The 18275-nt window shown below is 62.0% G+C and carries 16 protein-coding genes and 2 tRNA genes; all 18 read right to left on the bottom strand.

Annotated elements, in window-relative coordinates; all coding sequences use genetic code 11:
• Positions 1 to 21: 21 nt before the first annotated feature.
• The gene (gene plsX, locus ACTNDJ_RS03545; RefSeq protein WP_154515449.1) at positions 22 to 1038 is read right to left on the bottom strand and encodes a phosphate acyltransferase PlsX; all 1017 of its coding nucleotides are present in this window, start codon (positions 1036 to 1038) and stop codon (positions 22 to 24) included.
• A gap of 88 nt (positions 1039 to 1126) precedes the next feature.
• Positions 1127 to 1306 (bottom strand): 50S ribosomal protein L32, encoded by a 180-nt coding sequence (gene rpmF / locus ACTNDJ_RS03540; RefSeq protein ID WP_022094017.1) that lies wholly within the window; start codon positions 1304 to 1306, stop codon positions 1127 to 1129.
• Positions 1307 to 1370: 64 nt separating this feature from the next.
• Entirely contained in the window at positions 1371 to 1925 is a 555-nt protein-coding gene (locus ACTNDJ_RS03535; protein WP_441041153.1) for a YceD family protein, read from the bottom strand.
• Positions 1925 to 2422 (bottom strand): ATPase, encoded by a 498-nt coding sequence (locus ACTNDJ_RS03530; protein WP_154515443.1) that lies wholly within the window; start codon positions 2420 to 2422, stop codon positions 1925 to 1927. The genes ACTNDJ_RS03535 and ACTNDJ_RS03530 overlap by 1 nt, the downstream gene beginning before the upstream one ends.
• Before the next feature lie 68 nt (positions 2423 to 2490).
• Positions 2491 to 2988 carry a pantetheine-phosphate adenylyltransferase gene (gene coaD, locus ACTNDJ_RS03525; RefSeq protein ID WP_154515440.1) on the bottom strand — a complete coding sequence of 166 codons (498 nt, stop codon included), beginning with the start codon at positions 2986 to 2988 and terminating at the stop codon, positions 2491 to 2493.
• On the bottom strand, positions 2981 to 3625 hold the full coding sequence (rsmD, locus tag ACTNDJ_RS03520; RefSeq protein ID WP_154515437.1) for a 16S rRNA (guanine(966)-N(2))-methyltransferase RsmD: 645 nt from the start codon (positions 3623 to 3625) through the stop codon (positions 2981 to 2983). Before rsmD ends, coaD begins: the two co-directional genes overlap by 8 nt.
• Positions 3622 to 5799, bottom strand: coding sequence for an ATP-dependent DNA helicase RecG (recG, locus tag ACTNDJ_RS03515; RefSeq protein WP_441083337.1), 2178 nt, complete (start codon positions 5797 to 5799; stop codon positions 3622 to 3624). Before recG ends, rsmD begins: the two co-directional genes overlap by 4 nt.
• A 10-nt stretch (positions 5800 to 5809) precedes the next feature.
• Positions 5810 to 7471, bottom strand: a complete 1662-nt coding sequence (locus ACTNDJ_RS03510) for a DAK2 domain-containing protein (RefSeq protein WP_154515431.1) — start codon at positions 7469 to 7471, stop codon at positions 5810 to 5812.
• A 27-nt stretch (positions 7472 to 7498) separates the two neighbouring features.
• Complete coding sequence (locus tag ACTNDJ_RS03505; RefSeq protein WP_187361832.1) at positions 7499 to 7888, bottom strand: Asp23/Gls24 family envelope stress response protein; 390 nt, start codon at positions 7886 to 7888, stop codon at positions 7499 to 7501.
• A gap of 161 nt (positions 7889 to 8049) precedes the next feature.
• A tRNA-Asn gene (locus tag ACTNDJ_RS03500) sits at positions 8050 to 8124 on the bottom strand.
• Positions 8125 to 8157: 33 nt separating this feature from the next.
• Positions 8158 to 8232: transfer RNA gene (locus ACTNDJ_RS03495), tRNA-Asn, on the bottom strand.
• A gap of 342 nt (positions 8233 to 8574) precedes the next feature.
• On the bottom strand, positions 8575 to 9918 hold the full coding sequence (rpoD, locus tag ACTNDJ_RS03490) for an RNA polymerase sigma factor RpoD (RefSeq protein ID WP_441083336.1): 1344 nt from the start codon (positions 9916 to 9918) through the stop codon (positions 8575 to 8577).
• Between the two features lie 110 nt (positions 9919 to 10028).
• Positions 10029 to 12137: a DNA primase gene (gene dnaG / locus ACTNDJ_RS03485; RefSeq protein ID WP_441063433.1), complete on the bottom strand. Its 2109-nt coding sequence runs from the start codon at positions 12135 to 12137 to the stop codon at positions 10029 to 10031.
• The gene (gene ribF, locus ACTNDJ_RS03480) at positions 12130 to 13137 is read right to left on the bottom strand and encodes a riboflavin biosynthesis protein RibF (RefSeq protein ID WP_441083335.1); all 1008 of its coding nucleotides are present in this window, start codon (positions 13135 to 13137) and stop codon (positions 12130 to 12132) included. Before ribF ends, dnaG begins: the two co-directional genes overlap by 8 nt.
• Positions 13134 to 14066: a tRNA pseudouridine(55) synthase TruB gene (gene truB, locus ACTNDJ_RS03475; RefSeq protein ID WP_441083334.1), complete on the bottom strand. Its 933-nt coding sequence runs from the start codon at positions 14064 to 14066 to the stop codon at positions 13134 to 13136. Before truB ends, ribF begins: the two co-directional genes overlap by 4 nt.
• 15 nt (positions 14067 to 14081) lie before the next feature.
• Positions 14082 to 15125 carry a DHH family phosphoesterase gene (locus ACTNDJ_RS03470; protein WP_441083333.1) on the bottom strand — a complete coding sequence of 348 codons (1044 nt, stop codon included), beginning with the start codon at positions 15123 to 15125 and terminating at the stop codon, positions 14082 to 14084.
• The gene (gene rbfA / locus ACTNDJ_RS03465; RefSeq protein ID WP_006234038.1) at positions 15118 to 15528 is read right to left on the bottom strand and encodes a 30S ribosome-binding factor RbfA; all 411 of its coding nucleotides are present in this window, start codon (positions 15526 to 15528) and stop codon (positions 15118 to 15120) included. The genes ACTNDJ_RS03470 and rbfA overlap by 8 nt, the downstream gene beginning before the upstream one ends.
• Positions 15529 to 15539: 11 nt before the next feature.
• On the bottom strand, positions 15540 to 18215 hold the full coding sequence (gene infB / locus ACTNDJ_RS03460) for a translation initiation factor IF-2 (RefSeq protein WP_441033496.1): 2676 nt from the start codon (positions 18213 to 18215) through the stop codon (positions 15540 to 15542).
• Positions 18216 to 18275 lie beyond the last annotated feature (60 nt).

The following is an 18275-nucleotide window of genomic DNA, read 5'->3' as shown; positions in this document are numbered from 1 at the left end:
AGCCACGTAACGGAGCTCTTGCTAAACGATACCTTCCATGGAATTGGCAATGCTTTCGATAAGCCCGGCTCGAACGGCCTGAGCCGCGGCGAGCGTACCGTTCTTAACGGCTTCGGCCGACGTGGCGCCATGGCCAATCAAAACGACGCCGCGAAGGCCCAGCAGGATCGCGCCGCCCTTGGCATCGCCCGAGAGCTTGGCTTTCATCTGGCGCATCTGCTTTTTGATGAGCAGCGCGGCGATCTTGGTGCCGAGCGAAGACATAAAGGCGCCCTTGAGCTCTTGCAGCAAAAACTTGGCAGCGCCCTCGGTTGCCTTGAGCGCAATATTGCCCGACATGCCGTCGGCGACCACAACGTCAAAATTGCCCGACGTAAGATCGGTGCCCTCGCAGTTGCCCACAAAACCGGGGACCGCGGCTTTCATAGCCGGGAAGCACGCCTTGGTAAAGTTAGAACCCTTCTCGTCCTCGGTGCCGTTGCCAAGCAGGCCCACACGCGGATGTTCGATGCCCAGGACCACGCGGGCATAGGCTGCACCCATCTGGGCAAAGCGAACCATGTCGTCGACCTCGACATCGGGGTTGGCCCCCATGTCACACAGTACCGTAAGGCCACCGGCGCGGTTGGGCAGCGCATTGGTGAGGCATGGGCGCACCGGCTGCTTCTTACCCTCTACCAAATATCTAAACGGCGTCACGTAGGCGGTGGCGGCAGCCGTCATGGCGCCGGTCGACCCCGCGGAGAAAAACGCGTCCGCGTTGCCCTTCTTAATAGCACGGCAGGCAAGCACGATCGAAGACTTACGCTTGGTCATCACGGCGCGGATGGGATCGTCGTCCATGGCGATGACATCGGGGGCCTCCAGAGCCTCCACGCGCGCGTGCGCCGCGGCAAAGGGGTTGACGATATCGGCGGGGCCAACAGCGATGACCTCGATATCGGGATCGGCGGCAAGTGCGGCCTCAATACCGTCGAGGACAACTTGGGGCTTCTCGTCTCCGCCCACAACGTCTACACAAACGCGAACGTTACTCATTTCAAGTGCTCCTTATACAAAAATGGCCGACTCATTGAGCCGGCCATTGTGGTTCCAGTTGGAACGGCATCGTATCCAGAGTATACAGTTACTCGGTAACGATAACCTCGCGGTCCTTGTAGAAACCGCAGCTGGGGCACACGTGGTGCGGGAGCTTGACAGCGCCGCAACGGGGGCACGTGGACTGAGCCGCAGCCGAGATCTTCATGTTGGCGGAACGACGGGTATGGGTGCGGATACGACCCTGCTTTTGTTTAGGTACGGGCATAGTGACCTTCCTTATGAACTATCCAGTGTGGCGATTACGCGCAAGTAGCGATACTACCACATTTTTACTCATCAAGATTGAGATTCTTCAATGCTGCAAATGGATTTTCCGTGGCAGCGGCCCATTCGGCCTCGGCCTGGGCGGCGCAATCGCATTGCTCGACGTTGAGATTGATCCCGCAGGTGGGGCACAGGCCGCGGCAATCGGGCTTGCAGAGCACCACAAACGGCGTGTCCATGACAACGGCGTCGTTAATGGGCTCCCCCAGATCGACAATGCGGTCCTCGCCCAAAAGCTCGTAACCGTCCTCGTAGGCCTCGGGATCCTCGGGCTCCTCAAAGAGATAGAACTCCTCGATCTCGCCGGCGATATCAAACGAGGCGAGCTCAAGGCAGCGGTCGCATTCGCCGGTGACGTGCGCTCGAACCATGCCGGAGAGCAGAACACCGGTGCCCGCATTGGTAAAAACCACGTCGTAAGCAATGCCGTCCTGCAGCTGGTACTCCTTCTCGCCCACCGTGTAGGTGGCGACATCGACCTTGCCGGTCAGCGGATACGAGTCTCCGGGAAACTCGAGCTGCTCGGAAAGATCGACGGTAACGCTCGGGAACTCAGCCATTACCACTGACCGTTCTGCTGGGCGGCACCCTCGTTGAGCTGCTGACGGCAACGGGTAACGGTGCCGGTCAGGCTCTTGAGGTTCTCCTCGAGATGCGTAAAGACCTGCTCGGCATAATCCTCAGCCGCATAGCGCGTCTCGCGCTCGTACTGCTGGGCACGATCACGGATATCGTCGGCCTGCTGCTGCGCCAAGCGGACGATCTCCTGCTCACCGGCAATGGTGAGTGCCTGCTGCTGAGCATCGGCAATGATGGAATCGGCCTGAGCGGCGGCGGAAGCCATAAGCTCGTCGCGCTCCTTGAGGATGCGACGGGACTTCTGCCACTCCTCGGGATAGCTCATACGGATCTCGTCAAGGATGTTAAAGAAGACGTCGGCATCGATAACCTTCATCTGGGCATTCTTGCCGAACGGCGTCTTAGCCTCTTCGATGAGCCCCTCGAGCTCCTCGACAAGGCTCACGATCCTGTCGCCAGGAAAATTCTCGCCCGGCATCCGGTCTCCTTTCATAGGTAACATGTCATCGTGTTAGTTTACCACATGCCATCAGGCAATATGAAACGTCACGAAAAGCGATGTTTAAGCGCTTCGACCACATTGGGCGGCACAAACGTCGACACATCGCTTCCGAGCGATGCGATCTGACGAACCACCGAGCTCGAGATATAGCCGTACTGCGGCGCACTCATGACAAAAATGGACTCAAGCTCGTTGTCCAGGCGATAGTTGAGGTCCGCCTGCTGCAGCTCGTACTCAAAGTCGGTCATGGCGCGCAGGCCCTTGACCACAGCACCCGCACCCTGCTCACGGGCAAAATCGACCAACAGGCCGGTAAAGGGCAGTACCTCGACACCGTCAATATCGCCCAGGGCCTCGCGGGCCAACGCCACGCGCTCATCGAGCATAAAGGTGGTACCCACGCCGTTTTTGCCCTGCGACTCCGCCACGGCGACAATCACGCTGGGAAAAATGCGGCGGGCGCGGCGGATTACATCGATGTGACCAAACGTGATGGGGTCAAACGTACCCGGAACGATCACGCGGTTGATAGTGTCATTCATGGGTATCCTCCAGAGGCACGTCCTCGTCAATATCGCTGTCATTAGCATGGTCGCACTCGTCCGCGGCCACCCAGCGCAGCAAGTCAACCGAGGTAATGCCGTAGCGTTTCTCTCGCACGGTCTCAAAACCAGCCGGATGAGCGCCCGCGTCGCTTGCGGCATGCTCAAACAGGGCAAAGGCCCCTGGTGCCAGCAAGCCCTGCTGGGCAAGATTGCGCAGCAGCTCCTCGACCGGCTCGGCACCAAAGGCATAGGGTGGATCGAGCAGGACCAGATCAAAGGGGCCACCCGGAACACGGCCGCGCGAGGCGCTCGCCAACACATCGCCGGTAACGACGCGCCAACGCGAGCGGTCGCGACACAGCGACTCGATATTCTTAGTGATCAGTCGGGCGGCATTGCGATCGATCTCGAACGTGATGAGCGAGCGAGCGCCGCGCGAGAGCATCTCGATTCCCAAGGCACCGGAGCCGCCAAAGGCATCCAGCACGCGGACCTCGTCCAGATCGAAATCGAATGCCGACATGACCATGGACGCACATGCCTCGCGCACGCGGTCGGTCGTGGGACGGGTGACATCGCGCCCACGCGGCTCTTCGATCTTGCGGCCGCGCCATTCACCGCCGATGATTCTCATCCTCCGCTGACCTCCTTGAAGATATGTCGATAACGCGTGGCGACCGCATCGCGCAAGGGACGCGTCGCCACGGAGTCAAGGTTGCAAGCATACCGCAAGAGCTCGACCGCGTCCAAATGGGCCCATTCGATAAGATCCTCGTCGGCGTCCAGGTCCACAAAACGCAGGGTCACACCGCCATGTTGGCGATAACCCAAGATTTCGCCCTCGTGGCGCAAACGCAGGTCCATCTGCGCAAGTGCAAAACCGTCAGCGGTCTTTTCGAGCGCCCGCAGGCGGTCTTGCGCAGCAGACACACCGCCATTGCCCTTGGAATGCGTCATGACCAGGCACGTGCCCGACACGCTGCCGCGGCCCACGCGGCCTCTAAGCTGATGCAGGGCCGCCAAGCCAAAGCGCTCGCCGTTCTCGATAACCATGACGGTGGCGTTGGGCACGTCGACGCCCACCTCGACCACCGTAGTCGAGACGAGCACGTCGATCTCGCCGCGCTTAAAGGCGTCGATCACGCGGTCCTTCTCCCCCGCCGGCATGCGGCCGTGAAGACGCTCGACGGAAAGCCCCGGCAATGCCAGACGCAGGCGGTCGAGCTCGGTCGCGGTGTCGTGCAACGGCACGGGCACCGTCACGCGACCTTCATCGTCGCGAGCAATGCCGGGAACGTCTTCCAAATCGTCCGCGGAGTCACTCGGCTCCACAAGCGGGCAGATAACGTAAGCCTGCTGTCCTTGGGCATGCGCCTCGCGAATGGCACCGTAGGCCAGGTCGCGGCTCGACTCGGTGAGCACGCGCGTCGAGACGCCGGCCCCGGGGACGGGGCGATGACGAATGATGGACGTGTCCAGGTCGCCATAGACCGAAAGCGCCAGTGTGCGCGGAATAGGCGTGGCCGTCATAACGAGCAAGTCCGCACCTGGGCCTTTGGCACGCAGGGCATTGCGCTGCCCCACGCCAAACCGATGCTGCTCGTCGATAACGACGAGTGAAAGATGTTTAAACGTTACGTTATCCGAAAGGACCGCATGGGTACCAAAGAGCACATTGAGCTCACCAGACTGCAGCCGTGCATGGATGCGCTCGCGCTCGGCGGCCGGGGTAGCACCCGTCAGGAGCGCCCAGGACATACCGGCCTGCGAGAGCAAAGGGCCGGTCTTATCGGCATATTGACGCGCCAGCACGCCCGTGGGTGCCATGACGCAGGACTGGGTACCCGAATCGGCCGCGACTGCCAGCGCGCAGGCGGCGACGGCGGTCTTGCCGGTACCGACATCGCCCAGCAGCAAGCGGTTCATCACGTGGTCGCCATCGCACATGTCATGCAGGATGTCTTGGAACGCGGCCTCCTGCTCGTCGCTCAGCGAAAACGGCAGGGCCCGCCTAAGCGCCGTCAAATGACCACCCGCGGTATGGGTGTAGGGAACCACCTCGACCATACCGCCGTCGTTGCGCAGACGAAGCGCCAGCTGAAGATAGAGGCATTCCTCATAGGCAAGCCGTGCGCGCGCGATATCGCGCTCGGCCATACTTGAGGGAAAGTGAATCGAACGCAGCGCACGGGCGCTGCTCATAAGGCGGCGCTTGGCGCGCAGGGGCGCGGGAATCGGGTCGAAGGGATTGCCGACAATCTCGAGCGCGCCGCTCACGATACGGCGCATCCAAGCCTGGCTCACACCGTCGCTCACATAGTGAACCGGCAGGATGGTGCCCGCGGCACGCCCGTCCTCGAGCTTTTCGAAATGCGGCGAGGCCATCTGCTTAAAGCCATAGGCAAATTCGACCTTACCCATCACGGCCAGGCGGTCGCCCTGCTTGAGCTGCTGGGCAATCCAGGGCTGGCGGAAAAAAGCGACTTGCAGCACGCCCGTCTCGTCCACAAGCGAGACCTCGGTAACCTGCATACGCGGGCGGGGCTGCTTTTGAACGATACGATCGACCGTGGCGACGATCGTGCACACCGTACCGATAGGCGCCATCTCGATGGACCAGGAGCGTGTAAAGTCCAGATATCGATGAGGGATATGGAGAAGGAGGTCCCCCACCGTCCTAATTCCCAGACGGCGAAGGGCCTCCTCACGTTTACCCGAAACATATTTGAGTCGCGCGATATCCTCGTCGAGCGCATTGCTCTGGGCAAAGCGCTCCGAGACGCGCGGCACGGAGCACAGCTCGGACATGGGCAGATGCCTACTCGATCGAGAAGATCACGGGATAGAGCGGCTGCTCGCCACGATGGGCGTCAATCTCCAGGTCGGGCTGAGCCTCCTCGATGGCGTCGACGATCTCCTGGAAGGCCTCATCGGACAGCTCCTCGCCGGCCAGAATCGTCAGCGCGTCGCCCTCCTCTTCCTCCTGCATGCGGTTGATGCAGTCGAGCGTTACCTGCTTCACATCGGAGCCGACCACGTCGATGGAGCCGGCAATGATACCCATGACGTCACCGGAGTGAATCGGCGAGCCGTCAGAGGCGCTGGAATCGCGCACGGCACGGGTGACCTCGCCATCGCGAACCTCGCTGATGGCATCGACCATGGCGGCGACGGCGTCCTCGAGCTCGGAATCGGGCAGCACCGCGAACAGAGCGGAGAACGCCTGCGGAACGGTCTTGGTGGGAACCACGGCGACCTTTTTGTCGGTGCAGGCAGAAGCGGCAGCCTCGGCAGCCATACGGATATTGCCGTTATTGGGCAGGATGATGACCGAAGTCGCGTTGACCTGGTCCACCGCGCCCAACAGGTCGGCGGTCGAGGGGTTCATGGTCTGGCCACCCGAAACGACTACGTCAACGCCGAGGGACTTGAGGATGTCGGCCTCACCGGAACCGGCGGCAACGGCGACAAAACCCAGGGCCTTGGCGGGCTCGGCGGCCTTTTCCTGGTCCTCGTGGATCTTAGCGGTACGGTCGTGGGCCTCCATCTCCATGTTGTGGATAAAGACCTCGTAGATCTGGCCAAGCTGCAGCATGTGCTCGAGCACCAGGTTGGGGGTGTTGGAGTGCACGTGGATCTTGTAGTCGGGGTAGGCGCCCACGAGCAGCTCGCAGTCGCCCATGGAACCCAGGAACTTAAGGCACTCGTCCTCGTCAAACGGGGCGTCGGCCTTAAAGAGGAACTCGTTGCAGTAGCGGAACTCCGAGCCCTCCCAGTCGTCGTTGGCCTCGATCTCGACGCGACCGAGGGCCGCATCGCGGGCAGAGCCAGCGGAATCAAACGTGGTGGAGAAATCCTCGACAACGGTGCTGCGGCCCAGAGCAGCGGCAACAAAGTTTTCCAGGAAGATGGCAAAGCCAAAGGCGCCGGAGTCGACCACGCCGTTCTCCTTCAGAACGGGCAGCAGATCGGGCGTGCGAGCCACAGACTGGTAGGCCTCGACGACGATGGCGTCGAGCGCGTCCTCGGCCGAGAACTTCTTCTTCTCGCACTCGTCGGCCTTGGTCGAGACGTCGCGCAGGACCGTAAGAATCGTGCCCTCGATGGGCTTGCGGACGGCCTGGAAGGCGACCTTGACGGCGCGACGGAAAGCATGCGCGATGTCGGCAGACGTGATGGGCTCATCGACAGAGACGAGGCCCTCGGCCACGCCGCGCAGGATCTGCGAGGTGATAACGCCGGAGTTGCCGCGGGCGCCCATGAGGGAGCCGTGGGTGATGGCGCCGGCGATGGCCTCCATATCGGCATCGGCGGGAAGGGCGGAAAGCTCCTTGGTCACCGAGGCGAGCGTGAGCGACATGTTGGTGCCGGTGTCGCCGTCGGGCACGGGAAAGACGTTGAGTTTATTGATCTCCTCGGCCTTGTCGGAAACGGCAGCCGCAGCGATCGGAAAACAGGTGCGAATGGTCTTTACAATCATGAGTATTTGAATCTCCGTTTTCGGATGCTAGTTCAGACGGCTCTTAAGCGCGTCGATGTGAATGCCGATCTTAAGGCTGGCGGGATCGATCTGGGCGATCTCCTGCAGGGTGAAAGCAACGGAGCTCGAAAGATTGTGGCAGACGGACTTCATGTTGACGCCGTTCTCGAGCACGACGTGAAGGTCGACCGTAAGGCCGTTCTCGTCGGCGGAGACAAGCACGCCCTTGCGGAGGCGCTGACCGGCAAGCAGGCGCACGCTCTCGGCGCCCTGGAGCTGCTCGGCCATACCGACGACGCCATAGCACGTCATCGCGGCATAACCGGCAATATCGGCAATAACGTCGTTCGAGACGCTCAGGCTGCCGTTAATGGTCTCAGACACAAGAATCTCCTTATCTGGTGCTCGCGGCACCATGTCGTGGGAGCAATCATTGCAATATTCTACAACGACCGCGCCATGTTGAGGTGGTGGGTCGCGGGATTACATCCTCGACACGAAATGTTGATATGGCAACGTTTGCGTTAAGCAATCGCGGCATGAAAAAACCCGCCGCAAAAGCGACGGGTTTCACAATCTGGCTCCCCGGGTAGGACTCGAACCTACAACAGCGCGGTTAACAGCCGCGTGCTCTACCATTGAGCTACCGAGGAATTTAAAGCCCAGCAGATTGGGCTGAGAAATTCTGGCTCCCCGGGTAGGACTCGAACCTACAACAGCGCGGTTAACAGCCGCGTGCTCTACCATTGAGCTACCGAGGAATAGGTGCATGCTCTCAAGCAACGAAGTTTATTATACGGACGAATCAGCTCAGGGCAAGAACTTTTTTAAGAAATTTTCCGACCCAGTCGTTGGGGACGTTCTTAAACGACTAGTCATTCAAGAACGTCCCCAACGACTAATCAACCTGACGCCCAGGGTAGTCTTTTTGGGACGGGGCTTTTTTAGCTACCCAATCTGGGGCCTTTAACGCTTGAGCCACGCATTGAGATAGGGCAGCTAAAAAAGCCCCGTCCCAAAAAGACTACCCGTGCCCCAACTGCCGGCCCTTGTTACATGAAAGCGCCCTCAAGCGGATGTGCTTGAGGGCGCTTCTTGCTTAACTAGCTTTCGATATAGTCTTTGAGCTTGCTGCTGCGGCTGGGGTGGCGGAGCTTGGCCAGGGTCTTGGACTCGATCTGGCGGATGCGCTCGCGCGTGACGCCAAACTCGCGGCCGACTTCCTCGAGCGTGCGGGGATGTCCGTCGACAAGTCCAAAGCGCAGCTCAATAACCTTGCGCTCACGATCGGCAAGCGAGTCGAGCACCTGGGTGAGCTGCTCCTGCAGCATGGAGAAGCTGGCGGCATCGGGCGGAACGATGGCCTGGGAGTCCTCGATAAAGTCGCCCAGCTGGGAATCCTCTTCCTCGCCGATAGGAGTCTCGAGCGACACGGGCTCCTGCGAGATCTTCTGAATCTCGCGGACGCGGTCGGCACTCATGTCCATCTCGGCACCGATCTCCTCGGGGGTCGGGTCGCGACCCAGATCCTGGAGGAGCTGGCGCTGCACGCGGACAAGCTTGTTGATGGTCTCGACCATGTGCACGGGAATACGGATGGTACGGGCCTGGTCGGCGATGGCGCGCGTGATGGCCTGACGGATCCACCACGTAGCGTACGTGGAGAACTTGAAGCCCTTCTGGTAGTCGAACTTCTCGACGGCGCGGATCAGACCGAGGTTGCCCTCCTGGATCAGATCCAGGAACAGCATGCCGCGACCGACGTAGCGCTTGGCGATGGAGACGACCAGACGGAGGTTGGCGCTGATGAGCGCCTGCTTGGCCTCGAGGCCCACGTTCTCGATACGAGTCAGACGACGCATCTCGGCGCGGGTGAGCTCGATCTCGCCCGCCTCGGCGGCCTCGAGCTTCTCGGTGGCCTCGAGACCGGCCTCGATCTTCATGGCCAGATCGACCTCTTCGGAGGCGGTCAGCAGGTCGACTTTGCCGATCTCCTTAAGGTACATTCGAACCGGGTCACCGGTCAGCATCACCGTGGAGGCATCGATGCCACGCACGCGAGAACGCGAGCGGGACGTGCGGACGGTGCGCTTCTTTTTGCTCTTGCAAGAACCCATCTCGACATCGGCCTGACGGGCCATCTTAAGCTCGTGATCGTCGAGCGAGCCGGAATCGTGCTCCTCGTCGTCATCGAAATCGTCGGTATCGTTATCGTCATCGTCGACGTCCATGGGGGCGTCGTCGTTTCCGCTCGCGGAGATAATCTGGATGCCGCTGTTGCGCAGCGCGGAATAGACCGCGTTGAGCTGCTCGTCAGAAACATCGATATCCTTCAGGACGACCTGGATCTCGTCCTCGGTTACCGAAGTCCTGTTTGAGCCGTTGCCCATGAGCTTAGCAACGTAGGATTCCAGCCCAGTACCCGTGCTCTCAGTCTTATTTGGCACAGATTCTCCCTTCGTAGTCCACAGGACACATTACTTTAGCACACACTTACACGTCTATACCCAAAATTCAGACTGGATATAGCAGATAACATGCCGATTGACCACAACATCTAGGCCTGATCGGGACCCGCGGCCTCCAAACCAATCAACCGGAACGGATCGGCCACGCCGCCAATCGATTTCTGGAGCTCGCGCTGGCGCAAAGAATCCTGCGCGGCCTGCATGGTCAATGCACGGCGCGCGTCATCGTCGAGCGACCGGTCCTGGCGCAGCTTGGCCTGAGCAGCCCGCATACGGCGCTTGATGGTGTAAAGCTCAAGCGTATCGAGCATAAAGACGATGTTCGTCTCGGTGGGGTGCTTGCTCGTCGCCGAGATGCGCCCGGCGCTGACAAGCGAAGCCGCCTCGGGACACACCGCGCGCGCGGCGTCCATGCACGCCGCGGGGTCGGTGCCCGGCGGCGTCGCGAGCACGGCCCACGCGATGGACTCGTGACGGGGGTCTACCCACTCAATCGAGCAGATGCGATCGGTGTACGTGCGGAATAGGTCGGGGTAGCTGGTGAGCATCGTCAACAGCTCGCGCTCCCCCGCCAGAGACTTCCGCTCCAGATCGGTCAGCACAATCGGCGTCGCCGGAACGGAAGCGGTCGAAGCAGACCCCGCGGGCGCCGCGTCCATGCCAGCAGGCACATCGATCGGCGGCATATCGTCGACGACCTCGACCGGCGCGGCCCCGTAGGCCTCGAGCGGCACATAGTCGTACGGTTCCTCCTCGACCGGTGCGGATACCGGCGGCGTCGTCCCCGACGCCCAGGCGCCGCGAGATGCCCCCTGCGGACCGGACACCCGACCGCCCGCGCTGCCTGCGCGCTCGGTCTGTGCCCGCTGGCGCTCGTAGTTCTGCTCGCGACGACGCTCGGCGTCCTCGCGTTTGGCGACATCGCGAAACACACGGCCCGAGCTCGAGCGTACCGTCTCCAAATCCAGGCCCAGAAGGTCGGCGATCTGGATAAAGTACGTATCGATCATGTAGCTATCGCGCAGCGGATAGATGAGCGTCAGCGCATCCTCGAGCGCCTTGGCGCGACCGCCCGGCGTGGTAATGTCGCTCGACTCCTGCAGTGAGCGGTACACAAAGTCCATGAGGGGCTCGGCGGCGTCGATACGCGCCTGCAGTGCCTCGCCACCATGCGCGGAGATGAACTCCATAGGGTCGTTGCCGTCGGGAAGCACCACGCAGCGCAGGTCCATCGAGTCCTGCTCGATAAACTGAATCGCGCGGCGCGCGGCCTTTTGACCGGCGGCGTCACCATCGAACATATACACGATGCGCTTGGCAAAACGGGTAAGCGTCTTTACGTGATGTTCCGTCAGCGCCGTGCCCAGCGTGGCGACGACGTTTTTGATCCCCGCCTCCCAGCAGGCGATGCAGTCGGTATATCCCTCCACCACGATGGCGGTATCCTGCGCGACGATAAACTCCTTGGCCCAGTTAAAGCCGTAGAGGTTTCTCTTTTTATGAAACACACTCGTCTCGGCGGTGTTGAGGTACTTGGGTTGGCCGTCGCCCATAATACGACCGCCAAAGGCGATGTTATGACCCTGTTCGTCAAAGATGGGAAACATCACGCGGTCGTAAAAACGATCGGCAAGCTGTCCGCGCCCGCGGCTCACGGCCACGTTGGCGTCGATCATCTCCTGCGGGGTAAAGCCCTTCTGCGACAGATGGGCCACCAACATATTGCGACCCGGCGCAAAGCCCAGGCAGTAGCGACGGCAGACGTCGCCACCCATACCGCGGCTGGCAAAGTACTCACGCGGACGGCTGTCCTTACCGCGCATGAGCATGGTGTGATAGAACTGGGCCGTCTCGGCGCAGAGGTCATAGATGCGGGCGCGCTTGGTGCCGCGATCGCGCTGCGCGCCGGTATCGTGCAGCTCAATGCCGGCACGATCGGCCAGGTAGCGAATCGACTCGGGAAAGCTCAGGTTCTCGCGCTTCATGATGTAGGTGAAGACGTCGCCGCCCTCGCCACAGCCAAAGCAGTGCCACACCTGCGTAGCGGGGATAATGTGAAACGATGGGGTCTTTTCGCCATGGAAGGGGCAGCAACCCCAAAACTCATGGCCGCGGGGCTTGAGCTCAACCGTTTCCTGCACAATGGCAACCAGGTCGGACGCAGCGCGCACCTGGTCTTTCTCCTCATCGCTAATCACGGATGCTCACCCCCTGCTCACCCAAGTTATGACGGATATCGTCAATATTACCCTCGACGGTCGCGATAAGCTCGTCCAGCGAATCGAACACGCGCGAAGGACGCAGCCAACGCGTAAACGCCAACGAAACCGAACGTCCATACAGGTCGCCCGCATACCCGATCAAGTTGGCCTCGAGATGCGCCGAAGCGGCATCGTCGGCATACGTCGGCGGCAGGCCCACGTTGACGGCAGCGGGCCACACGGTATCGTCGACCAGCACAAGGCCCTCGTAGACGCCATCGGCAGGCAGCTGGATTCCATTTGGCACCAGCAGGTTTGCCGTAGGAAATCCCATATCGGAGCCCTCGTGGCGGCCGCGGATCACGCCGCCGCGCACCATATAGGGACGGCCGAGTAGATCGGCTGCCAGCTCAACGTGGCCCACGCTCAGCTCACGTCGAATGCGGGTGGCGCAGATAGCCTCGCCGGCCTCGCACAGCAAATTGTGCCCATACACGTCAACACCGCGCTCGACACCCCATGCCTGCATCTCGACAACGCCCGAGGCACCGCCGCGGCCCAGCCTAAAATCGCTGCCAACGCGAATGGAGCGAATGTCGACAACATGCGCCAACAGCTCAAGAAAGCCCACGTGGTCGAGCGACGCTACCGCAGGCGTAAAGGGAACAGCCACCACGGCATCGACCCCAGTCTGAGCCAAGGCATGCAGGCGGTCGGCCGTCGTCATCAATTTTTGAGCGGGCGCAGGGCTCACCACAACATCTGGATCAGGGTCAAACGTTACGACTACCGCTTTGCAGCCGTGGACGCGCGCATCGCGAATGACCGCGTCGATCAGCTCACGATGTCCCCTATGCACGCCATCGAACACGCCGATGGCAATCGAGGCGGCACCCATAGACTCGCAGTCACCAAAAGCATCAGGCAAAACGATGCGGGCCTCCGCCGCCGCGCCCACAAAAAATGTGCGCGCGAGCTCGCGAGGGTCCAGCATCATCGAACACCGCCGATCGCCTGCGGAAAGACGTGCTCCATCACAAAGCGACCATCCTCGATACGAGCCAAAGCCTTGAGCTCGCCATCGAGCACCAGCGCAAACGGTGCCTTAGACACATCGAAGCCGGCGAGCGCGCGATCAATAGGAGTACGACGTCCGCACAGCAGATCGTCCGCAAGATTGCCCGGCAAGTCGACACGCGTGGCGCCGAGGGCCGAAATGGGGTCCAAGGCAAAGCCGGCAGCGGACTCGGCAGAAAGTTCCTCGACCGCATGGCAGGCGCCGATGGAGACAATGCCAGAAGCGGTACGGCGCAGCGCGGAAATATGCGCGGCACTATCGCAGGCGCGACCCAGGTCGCGAGCGAGCGCACGGATATAGGTGCCCTTGCTCACCGAGAAGGCAACGGTCCAAATGCAGGAATCGCCCTCGCCACTCACGGCGATCAGGTCGGCAGAATATACCTCGACCGGGCGCGCAGGCAACTCAACGGCATTGCCCTCACGTGCAGACTTATAGGCGCGCACGCCGTTGACCGAAATAGCCGAAAACGCCGGCGGGATCTGCATCTGAGGGCCCAGCATGGCGCTCAAGCGCTCACGGGCATAGGCCGGATCGCGCAGCTCGGGTGCAATGGCAACCGTACGGATGGCCTCGCCTTCCGCATCGTCGGTATTGGTCTCGGCGCCAAACGAGATATCGGCGACGTAACTTTTGGTATCGAGGGTAAGCATGCCCAGCAGACGCGTAGCCTGGCCCACGCCCACCACCATGACACCCGACGCCATGGGGTCGAGCGTGCCGGCATGACCGACGCGCCGCTCATGGAGGGCGCGCCGGCACCGCGATACCACGTCGTGGGACGTGCAGCCCACCGGTTTATCGACGGCGAGCAGCATATTCAATTGAGAAGGCGTACGACGAGCCATGTACCATCCAAAAAGTTAGAGCTCGACGATCACCGAAGCGGGATCCTCCCCCACCAGCTCGGCCAGCATGGGAAGTGCCGCGGTGAGCGTCTCGAAAATCGTTCCGTTATTGGTAAAGCCGGCAGCAGCGTGATGTCCGCCTCCGCCAAAGTTGGCCGCAATCTCGGAGACATCCATGTCGCCCTTGGAGCGCAGGTTTCCGCGCACCTTGGTATCGCCCTCGATGCCCTTAAGGAACAGGCAGACCTCGACACCCATCACCGAGCGCACCACATCGACCAAGCCGTCGCACTCATCCGAGGTGACGCCACATTCCTTAAGGTCGCTTTCGTACGCGTAGCTATACGCCACGCGCCCGTGCGCGACCGTCTTGATGCGGCCCATGACGATGGACTTGAGGTGCAAGAACTCGACGCGCATGCTCTGATAGACCTCGAGCGCGACACGCGCCGGGTCGGCACCGTGCGCCACCAGGCGCGAAGCCGCATGGAACGCAGCGGCATCGGCATTCTGATACTGAAAACGACCGGTATCGGTAACCAGGCCACAGAGCAGACAGGTGGCGATGCGATCGCGAACGACAATGCCGCAATCATCCAGAAAGCGGTCGATGATCATGGCGCACGCCGCAGCATCGACACGCCTCAGGCTTACCTCGGCAAACTCCTCGCGCGCCGGATGGTGGTCAAAGCACACCACATGTTTGGAGCGGCGGAGCACGTCGGCCGAGTTGTTCAGACGCTCGACAACCGGCACATCCACCGAGATAAACAGGTCGGGATCGCCCGTAAAGCTCGAAGCCGGCACCAGACGATCGGCGCCTTCCATAAAGCGGTAAATACGCGGAACGGGATCGTCGTCTGCGAGCAGCAGCGCGATGTCCTTGTCGGGGAACGCCTTCATGAGCGAGAGACCCAAGCCCAACACGGAGCCCAGGGCATCGCCGTCGGGAGAGGTATGACCCGAGATCGCAATGGAGGACGCACCCTCGATAAGCTCGAGGATGCGTCGTTTAATATCTGCAGACTCGCACGAGACGAGGTCGGCGGAATTAGTCATCTAAAGCTGCCTCCTGGGCGGCATCCGCTATGGGATAGCCGTCCTCGTCCTTTTCGATCGCCAGCGTGGCCGGGACATTCTCCAGCGCACGCGTAATGCGCTCGGCCTCATCGGTCGAGCGATCGATGCGAAAATCGAGCTCGGGCGTGACGCGCCAGTCGAGCGAGCGAGCCAACAGGCTGCGAATGCGGCCCTTGGCGCTGGCGAGCGCCTCCATGACCTCATCGTAGCGGCTCGCATCGCATGACACGTACACGCGCGCGAACGAACGGTCCACCGCGACCTCGACCGCGGTCAGGGTGACCAGGTCGAGACGCGGATCGGAAACCTCAAAGAGAAGGATATAACCGAGCTTCTCGCGAAGCTGCTCGCCCAGACGGCGGGTTGCCTGCGTTTGCTTCATAGCGCTACCCCCTACTCGGTACGGGCAACCTGGTCGATACGGTAACCCTCGATCTGGTCGCCGGGCTTGATGTCCTGGAAGTTCTCCAGGCCAATGCCGCCCTCGGAACCGCTCTTGAGGCTCTTGGCCTCGTCCTTGTAGTGGCGCATCGAGGCGATCTTACCGTTAAAGACAACGATGCCGTCGCGCACCAGGCGCACGGAATCGGTCGCGGCGATCTCGCCCTCCTCGACGCGGACACCGGCGGCGATACCGACTTTGGGCACCTTAAAGGTGTCCAGGACGGTCGCAGTACCCGTGGAGACCTCGACCTCGGTGGGCTTGAGCATGCCGATACGGGCAGCGTCGAGCTCCTCGAGGCACTTGTAGATAACGTCGTAGCAACGAATCTCGACGCCCTCGCGCTCGGCAGCGGAGCGGGCCTTACCGTCGGGACGCACGCCAAAGCCAATAATGATGGCGTTGGAGGCGTCGGCCAGGACGACGTCGGTCTCGTTGATGGCACCGACCGCGGAGTGGATCGTGTTGATGCGGACCTCGGACTGATCCATCTTGTCGAGCGAGTCCTGAAGGGCCTCGATGGAGCCCTGGACGTCGGCCTTGATGATCAGGTTGAGCTCCTTGACCTCGGCGTCGGCGATGGTCTCGAAGAGGTTCTCGAGCGTGACGTGCTTCACGCGGCTCTGCTCCTCGATGCGGGCCTTGAGCGAGCGCTCATCGGCCAGGGCGCGCGCCTCACGCTCGTCCTCGAACACGCGGAACTCGTCGCCGGCGTTGGGGACGGACTGCAGGCCCAGGATCTCGACGGCGTCGGAGGGACCGGCCTCGGTGACGGCGCGGCCCTTGGGGTCGAGCATGGCGCGAACGCGGCCATAGGTGAGGCCGGCGACCAGCGTATCGCCCACGTGCAGGGTACCGCGGGTCACGAGCACGGTAGCGACCGAGCCGCGGCCCTTGTCGAGCTTGGCCTCGAGGACGTTGCCCGAGGCGAAGGTATCGGGGTTGGCCTTGAGCTCGAGCACGTCGGCCTGGAGCAGCACGGTCTCCAGAAGATCGTCGATACCGATCTTCTGCTTGGCCGAGATGTTGACGAACATGTTCTGTCCGCCCCACTCCTCGGGGATGACGCCGTACTCGGTGAGTTCCTGGCGCACGCGGTCGGGGTTGGCGCCGGGCTTATCGATCTTGTTGACGGCGACGACGATGGGAACGCCGGCGGCCTTGGCGTGGTTGATCGACTCGACCGTCTGGGGCATGACGCCGTCGTCGGCGGCGACGATCAGGATGACGATGTCGGTCACCTTGGCGCCACGGGCACGCATGGCCGTAAAGGTAGCGTGGCCCGGGGTATCGATGAAGGTGATCTTGCGGTCGTTGATCATGACCTGCGATGCGCCGATGGCCTGGGTAATGCCGCCAGCCTCGCCGGCAGCGACGCCGGTGTGGCGGATGGCGTCGAGCAGGCTCGTCTTGCCGTGGTCGACGTGACCCATGACGGTGACGACCGGGGCGCGGGGCTTAAGGTCGGCGGGATCGTCGTAGAACGAGAAGGTGTTCTCCTCCTCGGGGGTGATGATCCTGATCTGACGGCCCAAGTCGTCGGCAACGAGCTCGACAAGGTCGTCGGACATGGACTGCGTCATGGTGAGCGGCGTGCCCAGCAGGAACAGGCGCTTGATGATGTCGTTGGCCGGAACGTCGAGCGCCTCGGCAAGCTCCTGGACGGTAACGCCCTGGGAGACCTTGATGGCGTCGAGCTCCTCGGGGTTCACGCCCTGGGCCAGCGCCTCCTCAATCTTGCGCTCCTCCTGAGCCCTAGCGGCCTCGCGCTCGCGCTTCTCCTTGCGCTTCTTGCGGCGACCGGTGGACTCGCGAGAGGCCTCCTCGACGGCGGCACGGGCCTCCTCGAGAACCTTCTCGCGGCTGTACTCCTCGGCCTCGCGCGCCATGCGGCTGTAGTGGTCCTCTTCGCTGTTGTGACCACCCTTGCGCTTCTTGCCCTTGCCCTGCTTATCGGGGTTGGGGAAATCCATGCCGGCAGCGACATTGTTGCTGGCGTTGGTGCGATGGCTGTGCGGGCGGTTCTCGGAGGCGTTGCGGTCGTTGCGACGGCCGCCACGACGATCGTTGTTGCCGCCGCGACGGTTGCCGCGCTCGGCCTTGGCCTTGTCCTCGGCGTCCTTCTTCTCCTTGAGCACGGTCTCCTGCGCGGCGATCTGATCGAGCAGCGAACGGAAGCGCGAACCGGAGTCGGAAGCGGGAACGGCGCGGCGCTGGGCCTCGCGAGCAGCCTCCTCCTTCTCGCGGGCAAGGCGCTCCTGCTCGGCCTTCTTCTTGGCCTCGGCCTCGGCACGGGCTGCCTCCTCGGCGGCCTGGGCGGCGGCAAACTGGCGGCGCTCCTCCTCGCGTGCCTTCTCGGCGGCGATGCGCTCGCGCTCGGCCTCGGCGGCACGCGCTGCCTCCTCGGCGGCGGCAGCCTCCTCCTCGGCCTGCTTGGCGGCCTCGACTTCCTGGGCGCGGGCCTCGATCACCGAGGCAAGCTGCTTGCGGACCATGGCAACATAAGCGTCCTCCAGGGCGGAGGAAGCAGACTTAGCGGGAATCTTCATTTCGGCGAGGTGACCCATCAGTTCCTTGGAGGTCATGCCGAACTCTTTGGCCAGGGTGGACACACGGACTTTTGCCATATGACTTCACCTACCCTTTCTGGCACCTTGGGTGCCTAGAGACTGAACGAGCGTGGGATG

Source organism: Collinsella sp. HCP3S3_D1 (assembly GCF_052064015.1).
In the GTDB taxonomy this organism is placed as follows: Bacteria; Actinomycetota; Coriobacteriia; order Coriobacteriales; family Coriobacteriaceae; genus Collinsella.
Note: the sequence above shows the minus strand (reverse complement) of the source record. Positions and strands in the feature narration are given on the sequence as shown.